Below are 17358 nucleotides of genomic sequence, written 5' to 3' on the forward strand. Positions count from 1 at the left end.
GTCGGGAGCACGGGTGGGGATGACGACGGAGCGGATCACCATCAAGGGCGGTCGGCCGCTGGTGGGGCGCATCGAGCTCAAGGGAGCGAAGAACCTCGTCACCAAGGCGATGGTCGCGGCGCTCCTCGGCGAGACCGCGTCCACCCTCCGCGACGTGCCCGACATCAGCGACGTCCGCGTCGTGAAGGGCCTCCTCGAGGTGCACGGCGTCAAGGTGAAGCAGGGCGCCGAGGTCGGCGAGCTGATCCTCGACCCCTCGAACGTCGAGTCCGCGCACTTCGCCGACATCGACGCGCACGCCGGCTCCAGCCGCATCCCGATCCTCTTCTGCGGCCCGCTGCTGCACCGCCTGGGCGAGGCGTTCATCCCCGACCTCGGCGGCTGCCGCATCGGCGACCGCCCGATCGACTACCACCTCGAGGTCCTCCGCAACTTCGGCGCGGTGATCGAGAAGCTGCCCTCCGGCATCCGGATGTCGGCCCCCGAGGGCCTGCACGGCGCCAAGGTGTCGCTGCCCTACCCGAGCGTCGGAGCGACCGAGCAGGTCCTCCTGACCGCGGTGCGCGCCTCCGGCATCACCGAGCTCTCGGGCGCGGCGATCGAGCCCGAGATCATGGACCTGATCAACATCCTGCAGAAGATGGGCGCCATCATCTCGGTCGACACCGACCGCGTGATCCGCATCGAGGGCGTGGACCGGCTCACCGGCTACTCCCACCGCGCGCTCTTCGACCGCAACGAGGCGGCCTCCTGGGCGGCCGCGGCCCTCGCGACCGACGGCGACATCTTCGTCGGCGGCGCCCGCCAGCAGGAGATGACCACCTTCCTCAACGTCTTCCGCAAGGTCGGCGGCGCGTTCGAGATCGCCGAGGACGGCATCCGCTTCTACCACCCGGGCGGCGAGCTCAAGCCGGTCATCATCGAGACCGACGTGCACCCCGGCTTCATGACGGACTGGCAGCAGCCGCTGGTCGTGGCGCTCACGAAGGCCAAGGGCGTCTCGATCGTGCACGAGACCGTCTACGAGCAGCGTTTCGGCTTCGTCGACGCGCTCGTCGAGATGGGCGCGACCATCCAGATCCACCGCGAGTGCCTCGGCGGGCAGGCCTGCCGCTTCGGGCAGCGCAACTTCATGCACTCGGCCGTGATCTCGGGACCCTCGAAGCTCCACGGCGCCGACATCGTCGTGCCGGATCTGCGCGGCGGCTTCTCGCACCTGATCGCGGCGCTCTCGGCCGAGGGCACCTCGACGGTCTCGAACGTCGGCATCATCAGCCGCGGCTACGAGAACTTCCTCACCAAGCTCGAGCTGCTGGGCGCCGACTTCTCGCTCGACGCGTAGCCGCCCACCGGGACCCCGGTGCCGAGGAGGACGACCGTCCTCAGCGGCCCGGGGTCCTGTCGCGTCCGGGCGCGCCCCACGCGGGCGGTTCCGCGGCCTCATCCAGGCGTCCCCGGATCCGCTTCTCGAGGAGCGCGAGCGTCGTCTCCGGCGCGGGCCGGAGGCCCAGCGGTCCGGGCGACTCGACCAGGACCAGCGTCAGGCGTCCGCGTCGCGTCCCGGCCAGGACGACCTCGAGGGCCTCGCGCGGACGCAGGCCCACCAGCACCCACCGCCGCTCCAGCCGCGCGATCCGCGCCCAGGGCACGACGACGCCCCAGTCGCCGAAGGAGACGGTCAGTCCCCGGCGGCGCGGCACGACCACCGCGTAGGGCCGCAGCGTCGGCAGCGGGAACCGCGGCTCGATGCGACGGAGGCCCGCCCCGAGCCGGCCGCGTCCGAGGACCGCGACGCCGCCGGTCGCCTCCGCCTCGACGTGGGCGAGCGGTGCAACCGCCACGCGCCAGAGGGCGTCGACCCCGCCGATCGCGAGGGCGACGGCCGCCGAGCCGCCGACGAGGACCGCGAGCGTCAGCAGGAGGCCGTCGCCGAGCGCAGCCGCATCGCGTTCGGCCTGCGTGGCGACCAGCACGACTCCCCACACGATCAGCAGCACCAGGCCGGACAGCGCGATCGGCGAGTCGGCGAGTCGGCCGAGCGCTCGGCCGACGGCGTCCCATGGCGACGGGCGGCGACGCGGACGGGGCATGCCGGTACCGTACCCGGCGGCCGGGCCGCTCCTCCCACCGCGGGGCCCCGCTGCTACCGGGCGTGGGGACGCGGCCCCTCCGATGCGGGATGCGAGGATGGGCGGGTGTCTGAGCGAAGCCGTCCGTCCATCTTCTGGTTCCTCGCGGCGGCGGTGATCCCCGTGATGACCGCCTCGGTCGACCTGCGGATCCGGAACGGCGACAAGATCCCGAGCACCGGGGCCTTCGTGTTCGCGCCGAACCACTACAGCGAGATCGACCCGATCATCACGGGCTGGACCCTGTGGCGCGCCGGCCGCGCACCGCGCTTCCTCGCCAAGGCCTCGCTGTTCTCGGTGCCCGTGCTCGGCTCGATCCTGCGCGGCTCCGGTCAGATCCCCGTCGAGCGCTCGGGCTCGGTCCGCGGCAGCGAGCCGCTGAAGACCGCCAAGGCTCTCGTGGACGAGGGCCGCTCGGTCATCATCTACCCCGAGGGCACCCTCACCCGCGACCCCGAGCTCTGGCCGATGCGCGGCAAGACGGGAGCGGTGCGGATGGCGCTGCAGTACGGGCTGCCCGTCGTCCCGGTCGCGCACTGGGGTGCGCAGCAGCTGATGGGCCGCTACTCCAAGCGGATCACCCTCTTCCGCCGCAAGCGCGTCGACGTGATCGTCGGCGACCCCGTCGACCTGTCCGCCTTCCGCGGACGCAGCCTCGACTCCGCCACACTCAACGAGGCCTCCGCGGTCGTGATGGCGGCGATCACCGCCCTGCTCGAGGAGCTGCGCGGCGAGGCGGCGCCCGAGAAGCGCTGGAACCCCTCCGAGCACAACCAGAAGGACACGGGTCGCTTTGAGTCCGAGCAGTAGGAAGGCGCCCGTCCCCGTGCCCCGCCGCGTCGCCGTCCTCGGCGCCGGCAGCTGGGGCACCACCTTCGCGAAGATCCTCGCCGACGGCGGCTCCGACGTCGTGATGTGGGCGCGCCGCGCCGAGCTGGCCCGCGAGATCACCGAGGCCAAGCGCAACAGCGACTACCTCCCCGGCATCAACCTCCCGCGCAACATCCGGGCCACGCCGCGCATCGAGGAGGCGCTGGAGGGCGCGGACCACGTCTACCTCTCCATCCCGTCGCAGTCGCTGCGGAGCAACCTCGAGGCGATCACGCCGTTCCTCACCGAGCGCACGGTGCTGGTGAGCCTGATGAAGGGCGTCGAGAAGGGCACCGGCCAGCGGATGAGCGAGGTGATCGCGCAGATGCTGCCGGTCTCTCCTGACCGGATCGCCGTCGCCTCCGGACCCAACCTCGCCCTCGAGATCGCCAAGGAGCAGCCGACCGCGGCGGTCATCGCCTCCGAGAGCCTCGTCACCGCGCAGGAGGTGGCCCTCGCGGCGACCAACCGCTACTTCCGCTCCTACGTCAACACAGACGTGATCGGCACCGAGTTCGGCGGCGTGCTGAAGAACCTCATCGCCGTGGCGATCGGCATCGTCGACGGCGTCGGCTACGGCGAGAACACGAAGGCATCGATCATCACGCGCGGTCTCGCCGAGATGACCGACTTCGCGGTCGCGTACGGCGGACGGGCCGAGACGATGGCCGGACTCGCTGGGCTCGGCGACCTCATCGCGACGTCGAGCTCGTCCCTCTCGCGCAACAACACGGCCGGGCGCCTGCTCGGCCAGGGCTACAGCTTCACCGACGTGGTGAAGTCGATGCAGCAGACGGCGGAGGGGCTCGCCTCCGTCGCGCCGGTCCTCGAGCTGGCGCGCGCCAGGGGAGTCGACATGCCCATCGTCGAGCAGGTGTCGCAGGTGCTCGCCGGTACGCTCGATCCGAAGGACATCGCGCCGCACCTGACCACGGATTCGGACGAGCCACAGGGTGAGAGGAACCTCGATGACCAGCAAGCTCCGCGTGGCCGTTCTGTTCGGGGGGCGCTCCAGCGAGCACTCGATCAGCTGCGCAACGGCGGCCGGGGTGCTGCGGGCGATCGACCGTGACCGCTTCGAGGTGATCCCCGTCGGGATCACCTCCGACGGCGCCTTCGTGCTCGAGGAGGACCGTCCCGAGAAGTTCGCTCTCGACGCCGCGTCGCTGCCCCGGGTCGAGGACGACGGCTCCCGTGTGCGCTGGCCGGAGTCGGCCCTCTCGCGTGAGCTCACCGTGACGACCGAGGACGGCGCGACGCGCTCGCTCGGCGAGGTCGACGTGGTGCTGCCGATCCTGCACGGCCCGTGGGGCGAGGACGGCACCGTCCAGGGGATGCTCGAGCTCGTCGGGCTGCCCTACGTCGGCTCGGGCGTGCTCGCGTCGGCTCTCGGCATGGACAAGCACTTCACCAAGACGGTGCTGCGGGCCGCGGGCCTCGCGGTGGCGCCCTGGTACCTCGTGACCGAGGCGGAGTGGCGCGCCGACCCGGGCGACGCCTCCTCGGCCCTCGACGAGCTGGGCCTGCCCGCGTTCGTGAAGCCGGCGAGGGCCGGCTCGAGCGTGGGCGTCAGCCGGATCGACGAGCGCGAGCAGCTCGAGGCCGCGCTGGAGGAGGCGTTCGCGCACGACTCGCGGGTGCTGATCGAGTCGGGCATCGTCGGCCGCGAGGTAGAGATCGGCGTGCTCGGCGGCCGCCGCGGTGCTCCGGCCCGCGCCTCCGTCGCCGGCGAGGTGGTCGTCACCGGCCGCGGCTTCTACGACTTCGAGGCGAAGTACCTCGGGGCGTCCGGCATCGAGCTGGTCTGCCCGGCCGATCTCACCGACGGCGAGCTCTCCGAGATGCGGTCACTCGCGATCCGCGCCTTCGACGCGATCGGAGCCGAGGGCCTCGCCCGGGTCGACTTCTTCCTCACCGCCGACGGCTTCGTCGTCAACGAGATCAACACCATGCCCGGCTTCACGCCGGTCTCGATGTTCCCGCGCATGTGGGGCGCGAGCGGCGTGGACTACCCGGACCTGATCAGCGAGCTGCTCGACTCGGCGCTCGACCGCGTCCCGGTCGCCGCCCGATGACGTCGGCGCTCGCGCTCCGCGTCGAGGCGGGCGCGGCCGCGGCGCCCTTCGAGCAGATCCGTGAGCAGATCACCGCTCTGATCGCCGCGGGCGAGCTGCCGGTCGGCACGCGGCTGCCGCCGGTGCGCGCGCTGGCCGAGACGCTGGGCGTCGCCGCGGGGACGGTCGCCCGCTCCTACCGGGAGCTGGAGTCGGCGGGCCTGGTCGAGACGCGCGGCCGGGCGGGCACGGTCGTCGCGGGAGGCGTGGATGCGCTGGAGCGTGAGCTGCAGGCTGCGGCCGCCGTGTTCGCGTCGCGCGCGCGTGAGCTGGGGGCGACCGCCGATGGTGCGCTCACCGCAGCGAGTCGAGCCCTCGGCGTCTGACGCTGAAGCTCAGCCGGTGGGCGTGTCCGTCGGATCGAGGGTGTCGGCGTCCGAGACGTCGGTGCACTCGCGCGTCTGCGGGACGTAGGAGACGGCGTTCGCCAGGTCGAGCGCCGCGGAGGATCCGGACGCGCGGCTCTGGTCGACGGTGATCTCCACCGCGGGATCGCGCCCGTAGGTGGTCAGCGTGTAGATGTCCTCGTCCTTCTGCGTCTCGTCGATGATCCAGTCGACTCCGCTGACGTTCACGCAGAGGTCCGTCGTCGGGCCGGGCACCTCGACTCCGCAGTGGAGGATGACGGCGGCCGGGGTGCCCCAGGCGGCGGTGCCCTGAGCGTTCGTCTCGCGCTCGGGCTGCTCCGCGACCACGTCGGGCAGGCGCACCGAGACCTCCGCGCAGCCGGTGCTCGTCGCATCGGGGGCGGGCTCGAGCGCGACGCTGGCCGAGCAGCCCGAGAGCAGCAGGACGGCGGCGGCGGCGAGAAGGGGGGAGCGGAGTCGGCGGGGGGACATCGCCGTCAACGCTAGCGTGTGAACCATGGCAGAGGATCGGAGTCCCACCCTGGCCGAGCTCAGCGAGGGCGAGGTGCTCGCGAGGGTGCTGGCCCGGCTCGGCGGCCCGGGCGCGGAGACCCTGGTCGGGCCCGGCGACGACTGCGCGGTGCTGCGGGCTCCCGACGGCCGCTTCGTGGTGACCACGGACATGATGGTGCACGGCCCCGACTTCCGGCTGGCCTGGTCGAGCCCGGCGGACCTGGGCTGGAAGGCGGCGGCCTCGAACCTCGCCGACGTCGCGGCGATGGGGGCCCGTCCCACCGGGCTCGTCGTCGCGCTCGCGGCGCCCCAGTCGCTGGGCGTCGACGTGCTGGAGAGGATCGCGGGCGGACTCGCCGCCGGCTGCGCCGCGATGGCGCCGGGATGCGGTGTCGTCGGGGGAGACCTGTCCGCCTCCGCGACGCTGACGCTCTCGATCACGGCGTTCGGCTCGCTCGACGGACGACCGCCGGTGCTCCGCAGCGGTGCGAGGCCGGGGGACGTGCTCGCCGTGGCCGGTCCGCTGGGACGAGCGGGGCTCGGGCTGCGCCTGCTGTTCGAGCAGGCGCGGCGGGACGGGGAGCCGTCGGCCGACCTCGCCGCCCGGCTCCGCGAGCGGCATCCGTCCCTCCTCGAGGCGCAGCTGCGCCCGACCGCGCCGATCTCCGCGGGCGAGGCCGCGGGCGGGACCGCCACCGCGATGATGGACGTCTCGGACGGCGTGGTGCTCGACGCCCGTCGGATGGCGCGTGCGAGCGGAGTGGCGATCGACCTCGATGCCGCGGCGGTCGACGTGCACGCGCGCGGGCTCACGGGCGTGGAGGGCGTGGACCTCGACCTGGCGAGGGCGTTGGTGCTGGGAGGCGGCGAGGACCACGCGATGCTCGCGTGCTTCCCGCCCGCCGCGGCGCTGCCGGAGGGCTTCGTCCCGCTCGGGGTCGTCCGCGAGGGGGACCCGGAGGTGCGACTGGGCGGGGTCGCGCTCGAGGGGCGCGGGGGCTGGGACCCGTACCTCGGCTGGGACGGCGCGGCGGGCTGAGGCCGGTCAGCCGGCCGGGGAGGAAGCGGGCGAGACGGGCGACGCCGGTGAAGCCCACCAGATCGTGGTCTCGCCGTAGTCCTTCCTCCGCTCCCGCTCCAGACCCGCGGGCCAGCGCGGCTCCGGGCTGCGGGAGCTCCGCTCCACGACGACCACCGCGTCCTCGCGCAGCAGCGGCAGCACACCGGCGAGATCGGCGGCCAGGTCGTCCTCGCCGAGGTCGTAGGGCGGGTCGAGGAACACCGTGTCCGTATTGAGGGCCGGGGAGCCGTCGAGGAAGGAGCGGACCGAGCCGGTCACCACCTCGATCCTCGGGGCGGGCCGCTTGTTCTTGGCCGCCGCGGTCGCGATCGCCCGTGCGTTCTCGCCCGCGGTCCTCGCGGCCTTCGGGTCGCGCTCGACCAGGACGACCGCGCTCGCTCCGCGGCTGGCCGACTCGAGCCCGAGGGCGCCGGAGCCCGCGTAGAGGTCGACCACCGTCGCGCCGTCGAGGGCGTCCCGGGCCTCGAGGGCCGAGAAGACGGCTTCGCGCACGCGGTCGCTGGTGGGGCGGGTGCCCGCGCGCGGGACCCGGAGGGTGAGCGAGCCGGCGAATCCGGCGATGATCCTGGTCACCGGATCGAGCATAGGGCGGCACCCCTGCCCACGGCGTCCGGCGGCCGCCGCGCGCTCCCGCCTGGCGGCACACTGCGAACTCTCGGAACCTGGACCCTTTTCCCGTCAGGACTGCGAGAATCCCTAGCTATGACGTCGCTCGAAGACACCCGCTCCGCTGTCGGCCGCCGAGCGGCTCCCGAGACGCCCCTGACCCGCGAGGAGTTCACGGCGCACTGCGGCGCCGTCCTCGGGAACCTCACCAGCGTGATCGACGGCAAGTCGGCCGAGGTCTCGATGGCGCTGACGGTGTTCCTCGCCGGTGGGCACCTCCTGATGGAGGACGTCCCCGGCACCGGCAAGACGGTCCTGGCGAAGTCGCTGGCGGCCTCGGTCGGCGGCAGCGTCGCGCGCATCCAGTTCACGCCCGACCTGCTCCCCTCCGACGTCACGGGGGTCTCGGTCTACAACCAGGCGACCCGCGACTTCGAGTTCAAGCCGGGCCCGGTCTTCGCGAACATCCTGATCGGCGACGAGATCAACCGGGCCTCGCCCAAGACGCAGTCGGCGCTGCTGGAGTGCATGGAGGAGCGCCAGGTCTCGGTCGACGGCACCACCCACCTCCTCCCGCGCCCCTTCGCCGTGATCGCGACGCAGAACCCGGTCGAGATGGAGGGCACCTACTCGCTGCCGGAGGCCCAGCGCGACCGCTTCATGGCCCGCCTCTCGCTCGGCTACCCCGATGAGCGCGCCGAGCTCGAGATGATCCGCACCCGCGACTCGGCCAGCCCGCTCGAGGAGCTGCGGCCCGTCGTGGGCCTCGCCGAGCTCGAGCGGATGATGGCCTACGTGCGCTCCGTGTACGTCGCACCGCCTGTGCAGGAGTACGTGGTGGCGATCATGCAGGCCACGCGGGTGGACCCCGAGCTGCGGCTCGGGGGGAGCCCGCGCGCCACGCTCCAGCTGATCGCCGCCGCGAAGGCGCTCGCCGCCCTCAGCGACCGCGACTTCGTGGTGCCGGACGACGTGGACGCGCTCGCCGTCCCCGTGCTCGGCCACCGCCTCCTGCCCGCCACGCGCCTCCCCGGCCGCTCCGGCGCCGGATCCTCGCATTCGGTCACCGAGATCGTGCAGCGCATCGTCGCGGCCACCCCCGTCCCCTTCGGCAACCGTGGCGACTGAGGCCCGCGCCGCCGAGACGCCGTCGTCCCGTCTCGGCGGTCTGCCCGCGCTCCGCGGGGTCGCGCTGACGCTGCGCGGCTGGGCGCTCGTTCTGCTGGGCGTCGCGGGAGTGGTGATCGCGCCGCTGTCGGAGTTCCGCGAGCTGCTGTTCGTCGGCCTGGTGCTGCTGGGCCTGCCCCTGGGCGCGCTCGTCTCCCTGCTCCTGGCGCCGGCGTCGTTCCGGGTGCAGCGCCGCTTCGCTCCCCAGACCGTCGCGGCCGGCGACGTGGTGGAGGTCGACGTGCTGCTCGAGAACCGCGGCCGCGCCGTCCGCAGCGGGGCCCGCGCCCACGACCGGCTCGAGCGCGTGGAGCGCGGGGTCGTCGTCGGCCGGCCGGTCGCCGAGGGCGTCTTCGGGCTGCCGGGCGTCCCGTCGGGCGGCCGCGTGCGCGCCCGCTACCGTCTGCCCGCCGAGCGGCGCGGGATCCACCGCATCGGCCCGCTGCGCCTGGTGCGCGGCGACGGCCTCGGGCTCGCGCTCCGCGAGAGCGTCGTGGGGGCTGCGCAGCCGTTCGTCGTGACTCCGCGGGTCGTGCCGCTCCAGAGCGACGTCCTGGACGCGCACGGAGCAGGCGGATCGAGCCCGGTCGCGCACGCGACAGCCGGCGCCGGCACGGACGACGTGATCCCGCGCGACTACCGCCCGGGGGACGCCATGCGCCGGGTGCACTGGCGGGCGAGCGCCCGCTCCGGTGAGCTCATGGTCCGCCAGGACGAGCAGAACACCGATCCGCACGCGTGGATCCTCCTCGAGACCCGGGCCGAGCGCGTGCTCGAGCGGCGCGGCGACGACCGGCTCGAGTGGGCGGTGTCGATGACGGCCTCCCTCGCCGTGCACCTGCTCGACCGCGGCTTCGAGACCCACCTCGTCGAGACGGGTGCGGACGGCGAGCCGGAGCACTCGGAGGACGAGCGCGAGGTGGCGCACGACGTGCTGCTGCGCCTGGCCGAGCTGGCGCCCTCGCGCGAGTCGGTCGACGCGGTGACCCGGATCTCGGCCGACATGCGCGACACGGGGGGAGTACGCCCGGTCTTCGCCGTGCTCACCCGACTCCTCGAGTCGGACCTCGACGCCCTCGGCTCCCTGGCCGCGCAGTCGCGCCCCGCGATCGCCTTCGTCGTCGCCGGCACCGCTGAGGAGGAGGCGGCTCTCGCCTCGCTCGGCTGGTACGCGGTGTCCGTCGACCCGAGCGCCTCCGTCGAGGAGGCGTGGGCGCAGGCCCTCGCTCTGCGGGTGGTGGCGTGAGCCGCCGCGTCGAGAGCGATCCGCGCGCCGGGTCGGCTCCTCTGAGCGGTCTGCTCTTCCTCGCGATCACGGCCGCCGCCGCCGGGATCGGGCGGCTCCTCGTCGGCGTCGACTGGCTGGTGCTCCTCGCGAGCGCGGTCGCCGTGGTGCTCGGCGTCCCGGCCGCCGCCCGGGCTCTGCGCGTGCACCCCGTCGTCCCGCCGATCCTCGGCACGCTGACGATGGTCGGCGTGCTGACCGCGATGTTCGTGCCCGGTCGGGCCCTGCTGTTCGTGATCCCCACGCCCGGCGCCGTCGCGCAGGCGGAGGCGCTCGCGCAGGGCGGCTTCCAGTCCATCGCCCAGCAGGGGCTCCCGGCCATCGCCGACGACGGCATCTCGTTCCTCCTGATCGGCGGGGTGGTCGTGCTCGCCTGGGCGGCCGACCTGTTCGCCTTCTCCGTCCGCCTCCCCGCCCTGGCCGGTCTGTTCCCTGCGGCGCTGCTCGCGGTGCCGGCGATCGTGGACCCCTCCGAGGTGTCCTGGGCGAGCCTCGTCGTCACTGCGCTCGCCTACGCGGGCGTGCTCGCCGCCACGGCCGCCCCCCGCCGCCCGAGCGGCCCGAGCGCGGCCTCGGCCGTGCTGCCCGCCTTCGCGGCCGTGACCGTGGTCGTCCTCGGCGCGGGAGTCGTCGCCGGCTCGGCGGCCGGCTACGCGCGCACCACCGCCCCCTCGGGCGTCTCCGGCAGCCTCTTCAACGGCGCGATCGACCCGGTGGTCGCCCTCGGCGCGGACCTGCGCCGCCCGAACCCCGTGACCGTGCTGCGCTACGCCACCGACTCCGACCTGCCCGTCTACCTCCGCGTGCTGACCGTCTCGGACTTCGACGGTGACGACTGGGCGCCGAGCGAGACGGAGCAGACCGCTCCGATCGAGGCGCCGATCACGCCCGAGGGGCTCTCCGAGAGCGTGCCGCGCGAGGCGGAGGAGGTCGACGTCTCGGTGGAGACGCTGCGGAGCCAGTGGCTCCCCGTGCCGTATCCGGTCTCGTCGCTGACGGGCGTCGGCGACGGCTGGCTCCAGGACGTGCAGGACGGCTCGATCCGCGGCGACGCGACGACCCGCTCCGGAGACGACTACCAGGTGCAGGCGCTGCGGCTCGAGCCCGACCCGCAGCAGCTGCTCGCCGCGCCCGCGCCGTCCGGCGTCGACCGGTACCTCTCGCTCCCCGACGACGTGCCCGAGATCGTCCGCACCACCGCGGAGGAGGTCACGGCGGAGGCTCCGACCGCCTACGACCGGGCGCGCGCGCTGCAGACGTACTTCCGCTCGTCCGAGTTCCGCTACTCCGAGGACACCCCCGCGGAGGAGGGCTACGACGGCGACGGAGTCGGCGTGCTCTCGGCGTTCCTGACGACGAAGGAGGGCTACTGCGTCCACTTCGCCTCGGCGATGGCGGTGATGGCGCGCGAGCTCGGGATCCCGTCGCGGCTCGCCATCGGCTACCAGCCCGGCTCCGTCGTGCCCTCCGGCGGCAGCGACCTGACCACCTACCGCGTCCTCTCCTCCGACCTGCACGCCTGGCCCGAGCTGTACTTCGAGGGAGTCGGCTGGCTGCCCTTCGAGCCGACGCCCAGCCGCGGCGCTCCGGCCTCCTACACCCTGCCGAGCGCGACGGCGTCCTCGGGCCCCACCGCCCCGGGCTCGACCGCGACCACCGCGCCCGGTGCGACCAGCGCTCCCGCCGCGACACCCACTCCGACGGCCGCGTCGGCGACGCCGACCCCCGGTGCCGTCGGCGCCTCGAGCACCACGGCGGCTCCCGCGGCCACGCTCTGGGTGCTGCTCCTGCTGCTCGTGCTCGTCCCCTGGCTGATGCGCGCCGTCCAGCGCGCGCTGCGGCGCCGGTCCGCGCGCTCCGGCTCCGTCGAGGCCGCGTGGGCCGAGCTGCTGGCGACCGCCCGCGACCTGGGCGTCCCCGTGGAGGACACGGAGTCTCCGCGCGCGCAGGAGGCCCGCATGGCTCCCGCCCTCGACCCCGGAGCGGCGGCACGTCTGCAGGGGCTCCGGGAGCGCGTCGAGCGCCGGCGCTACTCGCCGTCCGCGAGCGAGTCGGAGGCGTGGGACGACGCGACCGCCGTGGCCGCCGCGCTCCGCGGCTCCGCGGGTGCCGGTCGTCGGGTGCTCGCGTCGGTCGTGCCGCGCTCGGCGCTGGACCCGGTCGCCCGGCTCGCGCGTCCGAGGTCCGACCTATGATCGCTAGGTGATCCCGGACCCCCTCGACGCCTCGCTCGCGCCGCTGATCGGGCCGCGCACGGCGAGTGCGGTCGAGAAGGCCTTCGGGTACCGCACGGTCGGCGAGCTCCTGGGCCACTACCCGCGCCGCTACGCGAAGCGGGGCGAGCTGACGGCGCTCTCGCGTCTCCCCGTGGGAGAGAGCGTGACGATCGTGGCGGAGGTGCGCGAGGTGCGCGAGCGGCCGATGCGCAACCGGCGCGGCACTCTGCTCGAGGTCGTCATCTCGGACGGCTCGGGCACGCTCTCGCTGACGTTCTTCGGACAGCCCTGGCGCGCGGCGAAGCTCCACCGCGGCGTGCGCGGGATCTTCGCGGGCACGGTCTCGATGTTCCGCGACACCCCGCAGCTCACGCATCCCGACTACCGCCTGTTCGACGACGAGGAGGCCGCCGCGACGGAGACGGGAGGCGGTGAGCTCGCGAAGGACTGGGCCGAGCGGCCGATCCCGATCTACCCGGCGACCAGCGCGATCTCGAGCTGGCAGCTCCAGGCCGCGATCGGCGTGCTGCTGGACGGCCTGCGCGACGTGCCCGACCCGATGCCCGAGCAGGTGCGCGCCGGTCGCTCGCTGCTGGGCCTCGGCGAGGCGCTGGAGCTGATCCACCGCCCGCAGCGGGATGGCGAGGAGGCGCAGGCGCGCGAGACGCTGCGCTTCCACGAGGCGTTCCTCCTGCAGCTCGCCCTGCTCGAGCGCCGGGCCTCGGCGCGCAGCAGCCCCGCGACCGCCCGCGTGCCCGGCCCCGGCGGGCTGCTCGAGCGCTTCGACGCCGCGCTGCCCTTCGCCCTCACCGGCGACCAGACCGAGGTGGGGCACGAGATCGCCGCCGATCTGGCCGCCGAGAGCCCGATGACCCGGCTGGTGCAGGGCGAGGTCGGCTCCGGCAAGACCCTCGTCGCGCTCCGGGCGATGCTCGCCACGGCCGAGAGCGGCGGGCAGGCGGCGCTGCTCGCTCCCACCGAGGTGCTCGCTGGGCAGCACCTCCGCTCGATCGCGAGGACCCTCGGCCCGGAGCTCGCGGCCGAGCTGGTGCCGACCCTCCTCACCGGCGGGCTGGGGGCGGCGCAGCGCCGCGCGGCCCTCCTCCGGATCGTCTCGGGCACGGCGAAGATCGTCGTCGGCACGCACGCCCTCCTCGGCGACGCGGTCTCCTTCTACGACCTGGGCCTCGTCGTGATCGACGAGCAGCACCGCTTCGGCGTCGACCAGCGGGACGCCCTGCGCCGGAAGGGCGCCACCCCACCGCACGTGCTGGTGCTGACGGCCACGCCCATCCCGCGGACCGTCGCCATGACGGTCTTCGGCGATCTCGACACCTCGACCATCCGCGAGCTGCCCGCCGGGCGCCCCGGCATCACGAGCCACGTGGTCCCGCTCGCCGACCATCCCGCGTGGATCGCGCGGGCGTGGGAGCGCGCCGAGGAGGAGATCCGCTCGGGCCACCAGGTCTACCTCGTCTGCCCGGCGATCGAGCCGGGGGAGCCCGCCGAGGGCGCGCAGCCGCCCGAGGAGGACGCCGCCGCGCCGCTCACGACCGTCGCGGCGACACTGGAGGGCGTGCGCGCGCATCCGCTGCTCGGGAAGCGCCGGTCGGCCGCGCTGCACGGGCGGATGACGACGGAGGAGAAGGACGCCGTGATGCGCTCCTTCGCCGCGGGGGAGATCGACGTCCTGGTGTCGACGACGGTCATCGAGGTCGGCGTGGACGTGCCGAACGCCTCGATGATGGTCGTGCTCGACGCGGAGCGGTTCGGGGTCTCGCAGCTGCACCAGCTCCGCGGGCGCATCGGGCGCGGCGGCGTCGCGGGGGTGTGCCTGTTCGTGACGGCGGCGGAGGCGGGGACGGTCGCGCGCGAGCGGGTGGAGGCGGTCGCCGCGACGCTCGACGGCTTCGCGCTCGCCGAGGTCGACCTCGAGCTGCGCCGCGAGGGCGACGTGCTGGGCGACTCGCAGTCAGGCGGGCGCTCGTCGCTCCGCCTGCTGCGGGTGGTGCAGGACGCCGACGTGATCGTGGAGGCGCGGGCGCTGGCCGAACGGCTCCTCGCGGAGGATCCGTCGCTCGCCGCGCACGACCGGCTCCGTGCCGCGCTCGAGCGCCGCGTGCAGGACCGCGACCGGGAGTTCCTCGCCAAGAGCTAGGCGGTGCCCGCCCGCTACTCTGTCGGCATGGCCCGCATCGCCGTCGTCCCCGGCTCCTTCGACCCCGTGACCCTCGGTCATCTCGACGTGATCGAGCGGGCTGCGCGCCTGGTCGACGAGCTCCACGTCGTGGTGGTGCACAACCCCGCCAAGACCGCGCTGCTGCCGATCGCCCAGCGCGTCTCGCTCATCGAGCAGTCGATCGCGGAGGCGGGGGTCGAGGGGCGGATCGTCGTCGCCTCGTGGAGCATGGGCCTGCTCGTCGACTACTGCACCGACGTCGGCGCGAGCATCCTAGTGAAGGGCATCCGCTCGCAGGTCGATGTGGCGTACGAGACCCCCATGGCGATCGTGAACCGCAACCTCGCGCACGTCGAGACGGTGTTCCTCCTGCCCGATCCCGCGCACGCCCATGTGTCGAGCTCGCTGGTGCGGCAGGTCTCCTCCCTCGGCGGCGACGTCGCCCCCTACGTGCCGCCCGCGGTCGCCGCGTACCTCGCCGCCGGCTGAGGCGCCGCCGATCGTCCACCCGGGCGATCCCGGGCCGTGGACCCGGGCGCCCGCGGCAGCCGGGAGAATGGACCGGTGAGCGAGACGCGCGTGCAGGCCTGGGCCCTCGACGGCATCCCGGAGGTGACTCCCGGTGACGACCTGCTCGAGCTGATCCTCGCGGCCGTCGCCGCCGCCGCCGAGGAGGACCGGCCCGCGGACGGCGACATCCTCGTCGTCACGAGCAAGATCGTCTCGAAGGCGGAGGGGCGCGTCGTCGCCGCGACCGACCGCGAGGACGCGATCACGGCCGAGACCGTCCGCGTCGTCGCCAGCCGGGCGCACGGCTCCGGCGTCACCCGCATCGTCGAGAACCGCCTCGGGATCGTCCAGGCGGCGGCCGGAGTCGACGCCAGCAACGTCGCGGAGGGGACGGTCCTCCTCCTCCCCCTCGACCCGGACGCCTCGGCGCGGGCCCTCTGCGCGGGCCTCCGGGAGCGGCTCGGCGTGGAGGTGGGCGTGCTCGTCAGCGACACCCTGGGCCGCGCCTGGCGGGTCGGGCAGACCGACGCGGCCATCGGAGCCGCGGGCGTCCTCGTGATCGACGACCTCCGCGGCGGGGTCGACGCCCTGGGGCGCACGCTAGGAGTGACCATGCCGGCCGTCGCGGACGAGATCGCCGCGCTCGGCGACCTGGTGAAGGGCAAGGCGAGCGGACGCCCCGTCGCCGTCGTCCGCGGGCTCGCCCGCCTGGTGACGAGGGTCGAGAGCCCGGGTGCCCGCACGCTGACCCGCACGGGCCCCGACGACATGTTCCGCCTCGGCGCCGACGAGGCCTTCGCCGAGGGCTTCGCGGCCGGAGCAGCCTCGCGCGAGGAGCGCGCGTGACCGGCTGGAGCGCGGTCGTCGTGTTCAAGGGCCGCGGCGGCTCGAAGACGCGCCTCGACGTGCCGGGCCGCGCGGCGCTGGCCGAGGCGTTCCTCCTGGACACGCTCGCCGCCGTGGCCGCCGCGGAGCCGGTGGCGAGCCTTCTCCTGGTCACCTCCGACGCCGGTGCGGCCGACCGCGCACGGGCGGAGCACCCGCAGCTGGTGGTGGTGCCCGACCCGGGGACCCTCGACGCCGCCGTGTCCGGGGGAGCCGAGGCCGCCCTCCACCGCCGGCCGGGCGCCCCGGTGATCGTGCTGACCGGGGACCTGCCCGCCCTGCTGCCGTCGGACCTCTCCGAGGCGCTCGCGACGCGGTCGCTCCCGGCCGTCGTCCCGGACCGCGAGGGGAGCGGCACCACGGCGCTCCTGCTGGCGGCCGGAGCCCTCGTCGCTCCGGCGTTCGGCCCGGGCTCTCTGGCCCGGCACCGCGACGCGGGCTGCGCCGTCGTCGTGCTGCCAGGCTCGTCGACGCTGAGGCTGGACGTCGACACGCTCGCCGATCTCGGAGACGCGGAGGAGGCCGGCGTCGGCCCGCACACCTCCCGCGCGCTGGCCGCAGCGGCCTGACGCGCAGGGAGTCCGAGCCGCGGACGCGATCAGCCGGCGAGCAGCCCCGCCTCGAAAGCCGCCGTCAGGCCCGCGTCGATCGAGAGCGGTGCGCCGTCGACCGAGCGGACGGGGATCGCCCGCCGGGTGCTCGACACCAGCCACGCCGCATCGGCACCGGTGAGCGCCGAGACCGGCAGCTCGCGGCGCGACGACGCGAGCCCGCGGCGCTCGCCCAGCGCGAGGACCCGCTCGACCGTCGTGCCGGCGAGCACGCTGTCCGAGAGCGGCGTCGCGAGCACCCCGTCGCCGAGGAGCACCAGGCTCGACGTCGCCCCCTCGAGGAGAAGCCCGTCGCTCGTGCGCCAGACCACGTCGTCCGCGCCCCGGGACGCCGCCTCGCGCAGCGCCGCCCGGGTGACGGCGCCCGAGGTGGTCTTGACGCCCGGGAGCAGCCACGGCGCGAGCGGACCGCTCGCGTACCCGCGGTCCAGCACGACGACGGCCGCGCCCTTCTCCCGGAGCGCGCTCGAGTCGGGAGTCGGAGCCGCGCGCACGGTGCACCGGGCGGAGTCGCCCGAGCCGTGGGCGGCGATGAAGCGGACCGTCAGGTCGTCGACCCGATCGTGCTCCGCCACGGCGAGGTCGACCGCTCGGGACCAGAGGGGCGCCTCCGGGATCGTCAGCCCGACGGCCCGGGCCGATCCGGCCAGCCTCTCGAGGTGCTCGCCGAGCGCGCGGGGACGTCCGTCGAGGACCGCGACGGTCTCGAAGACCCCGTCGCCGCGGAGGTAGCCCGCCTCGTCGACGCGGACGAGCGGACCCTCCGGGTCGCGGAGGACGACGGCGCCGGAGGTGATCTCGACCAGGACGGGGGTGCTCATCCGCCCATCCTGCCCCCGGCGGAG

Annotated in this window: 17 protein-coding genes; 13 read left to right on the top strand and 4 right to left on the bottom strand. The window is 74.5% G+C overall.

The genetic code is table 11. The annotated features are described in order from the left end of the window. Positions 1–19 precede the first annotated feature (19 nt). Complete coding sequence (gene murA, locus C5C53_RS05195) at positions 20–1342, top strand: UDP-N-acetylglucosamine 1-carboxyvinyltransferase (protein ID WP_167299052.1); 1323 nt, start codon at positions 20–22, stop codon at positions 1340–1342. A 40-nt stretch (positions 1343–1382) separates the two neighbouring features. Here murA and C5C53_RS05200 read toward each other — a convergent pair whose 3' ends face one another. After that, positions 1383–2090: a hypothetical protein gene (locus tag C5C53_RS05200; RefSeq protein ID WP_104266997.1), complete on the bottom strand. Its 708-nt coding sequence runs from the start codon at positions 2088–2090 to the stop codon at positions 1383–1385. Positions 2091–2195: 105 nt separating this feature from the next. Between C5C53_RS05200 and C5C53_RS05205 the strand changes: the two genes are divergently transcribed. The 4 genes from C5C53_RS05205 to C5C53_RS05220 are packed head-to-tail and all read left to right on the top strand — an operon-like array spanning position 2196 to position 5439. After that, a complete protein-coding gene (locus C5C53_RS05205; RefSeq protein ID WP_258068090.1) occupies positions 2196–2939 on the top strand; it encodes a 1-acyl-sn-glycerol-3-phosphate acyltransferase in 744 nt (247 codons plus the stop codon). A 16-nt stretch (positions 2940–2955) separates the two neighbouring features. Then, on the top strand, positions 2956–4071 hold the full coding sequence (locus C5C53_RS05210) for an NAD(P)H-dependent glycerol-3-phosphate dehydrogenase (RefSeq protein WP_181067828.1): 1116 nt from the start codon (positions 2956–2958) through the stop codon (positions 4069–4071). After that, on the top strand, positions 3968–5074 hold the full coding sequence (locus C5C53_RS05215; RefSeq protein ID WP_104223094.1) for a D-alanine--D-alanine ligase family protein: 1107 nt from the start codon (positions 3968–3970) through the stop codon (positions 5072–5074). Before C5C53_RS05210 ends, C5C53_RS05215 begins: the two co-directional genes overlap by 104 nt. Continuing rightward, complete coding sequence (locus C5C53_RS05220; protein ID WP_104266999.1) at positions 5071–5439, top strand: GntR family transcriptional regulator; 369 nt, start codon at positions 5071–5073, stop codon at positions 5437–5439. The genes C5C53_RS05215 and C5C53_RS05220 overlap by 4 nt, the downstream gene beginning before the upstream one ends. Positions 5440–5448: 9 nt before the next feature. Here C5C53_RS05220 and C5C53_RS05225 read toward each other — a convergent pair whose 3' ends face one another. Next, entirely contained in the window at positions 5449–5952 is a 504-nt protein-coding gene (locus C5C53_RS05225; protein WP_104267000.1) for a DUF3515 domain-containing protein, read from the bottom strand. Between the two features lie 25 nt (positions 5953–5977). Between C5C53_RS05225 and thiL the strand changes: the two genes are divergently transcribed. Beyond that, a complete protein-coding gene (thiL, locus tag C5C53_RS05230; protein ID WP_104267001.1) occupies positions 5978–7012 on the top strand; it encodes a thiamine-phosphate kinase in 1035 nt (344 codons plus the stop codon). 6 nt (positions 7013–7018) lie between these two features. Here thiL and C5C53_RS05235 read toward each other — a convergent pair whose 3' ends face one another. Continuing rightward, positions 7019–7627, bottom strand: a complete 609-nt coding sequence (locus C5C53_RS05235) for an RsmD family RNA methyltransferase (protein ID WP_104233802.1) — start codon at positions 7625–7627, stop codon at positions 7019–7021. Between the two features lie 129 nt (positions 7628–7756). Between C5C53_RS05235 and C5C53_RS05240 the strand changes: the two genes are divergently transcribed. From C5C53_RS05240 to cofC, 7 genes are all read left to right on the top strand, one after another. Next, a complete protein-coding gene (locus C5C53_RS05240; RefSeq protein ID WP_104237904.1) occupies positions 7757–8788 on the top strand; it encodes a MoxR family ATPase in 1032 nt (343 codons plus the stop codon). Continuing rightward, entirely contained in the window at positions 8778–10073 is a 1296-nt protein-coding gene (locus C5C53_RS05245; protein ID WP_104267002.1) for a DUF58 domain-containing protein, read from the top strand. Before C5C53_RS05240 ends, C5C53_RS05245 begins: the two co-directional genes overlap by 11 nt. Next, positions 10070–12307, top strand: a complete 2238-nt coding sequence (locus C5C53_RS05250; protein WP_104267003.1) for a DUF3488 and transglutaminase-like domain-containing protein — start codon at positions 10070–10072, stop codon at positions 12305–12307. The genes C5C53_RS05245 and C5C53_RS05250 overlap by 4 nt, the downstream gene beginning before the upstream one ends. 7 nt (positions 12308–12314) lie before the next feature. After that, a complete protein-coding gene (locus C5C53_RS05255) occupies positions 12315–14486 on the top strand; it encodes an ATP-dependent DNA helicase RecG (protein ID WP_374954333.1) in 2172 nt (723 codons plus the stop codon). 27 nt (positions 14487–14513) lie between these two features. After that, positions 14514–14996: a pantetheine-phosphate adenylyltransferase gene (gene coaD / locus C5C53_RS05260; protein WP_104223138.1), complete on the top strand. Its 483-nt coding sequence runs from the start codon at positions 14514–14516 to the stop codon at positions 14994–14996. A 75-nt stretch (positions 14997–15071) separates the two neighbouring features. Beyond that, positions 15072–15863, top strand: a complete 792-nt coding sequence (locus C5C53_RS05265) for a coenzyme F420-0:L-glutamate ligase (RefSeq protein WP_258075375.1) — start codon at positions 15072–15074, stop codon at positions 15861–15863. Continuing rightward, the gene (gene cofC, locus C5C53_RS05270; protein WP_104225626.1) at positions 15860–16471 is read left to right on the top strand and encodes a 2-phospho-L-lactate guanylyltransferase; all 612 of its coding nucleotides are present in this window, start codon (positions 15860–15862) and stop codon (positions 16469–16471) included. Before C5C53_RS05265 ends, cofC begins: the two co-directional genes overlap by 4 nt. Before the next feature lie 29 nt (positions 16472–16500). Here cofC and C5C53_RS05275 read toward each other — a convergent pair whose 3' ends face one another. Next, complete coding sequence (locus C5C53_RS05275) at positions 16501–17334, bottom strand: aminotransferase class IV (protein ID WP_104267004.1); 834 nt, start codon at positions 17332–17334, stop codon at positions 16501–16503. Between the last annotated feature and the right edge of the window lie 24 nt (positions 17335–17358).

The sequence above is a fragment of the Rathayibacter sp. AY1E3 genome (genome assembly GCF_002932235.1).
In the GTDB taxonomy this organism is placed as follows: Bacteria; Actinomycetota; Actinomycetes; order Actinomycetales; family Microbacteriaceae; genus Rathayibacter.

Bases quoted from the DNA above. Each gene is read 5' to 3' on its own strand.
- murA (WP_167299052.1), top strand. From the start codon at position 20: ATGACGACGGAGCGGATCACCATCAAGGGCGGTCGGCCGCTGGTGGGG.
- C5C53_RS05200 (WP_104266997.1), bottom strand. From the start codon at position 2,090: ATGCCCCGTCCGCGTCGCCGCCCGTCGCCATGGGACGCCGTCGGCCGA.
- C5C53_RS05215 (WP_104223094.1), top strand. From the start codon at position 3,968: ATGACCAGCAAGCTCCGCGTGGCCGTTCTGTTCGGGGGGCGCTCCAGC.
- C5C53_RS05220 (WP_104266999.1), top strand. From the start codon at position 5,071: ATGACGTCGGCGCTCGCGCTCCGCGTCGAGGCGGGCGCGGCCGCGGCG.
- C5C53_RS05225 (WP_104267000.1), bottom strand. From the start codon at position 5,952: ATGTCCCCCCGCCGACTCCGCTCCCCCCTTCTCGCCGCCGCCGCCGTC.
- thiL (WP_104267001.1), top strand. From the start codon at position 5,978: ATGGCAGAGGATCGGAGTCCCACCCTGGCCGAGCTCAGCGAGGGCGAG.
- C5C53_RS05240 (WP_104237904.1), top strand. From the start codon at position 7,757: ATGACGTCGCTCGAAGACACCCGCTCCGCTGTCGGCCGCCGAGCGGCT.
- coaD (WP_104223138.1), top strand. From the start codon at position 14,514: ATGGCCCGCATCGCCGTCGTCCCCGGCTCCTTCGACCCCGTGACCCTC.
- C5C53_RS05275 (WP_104267004.1), bottom strand. From the start codon at position 17,334: ATGAGCACCCCCGTCCTGGTCGAGATCACCTCCGGCGCCGTCGTCCTC.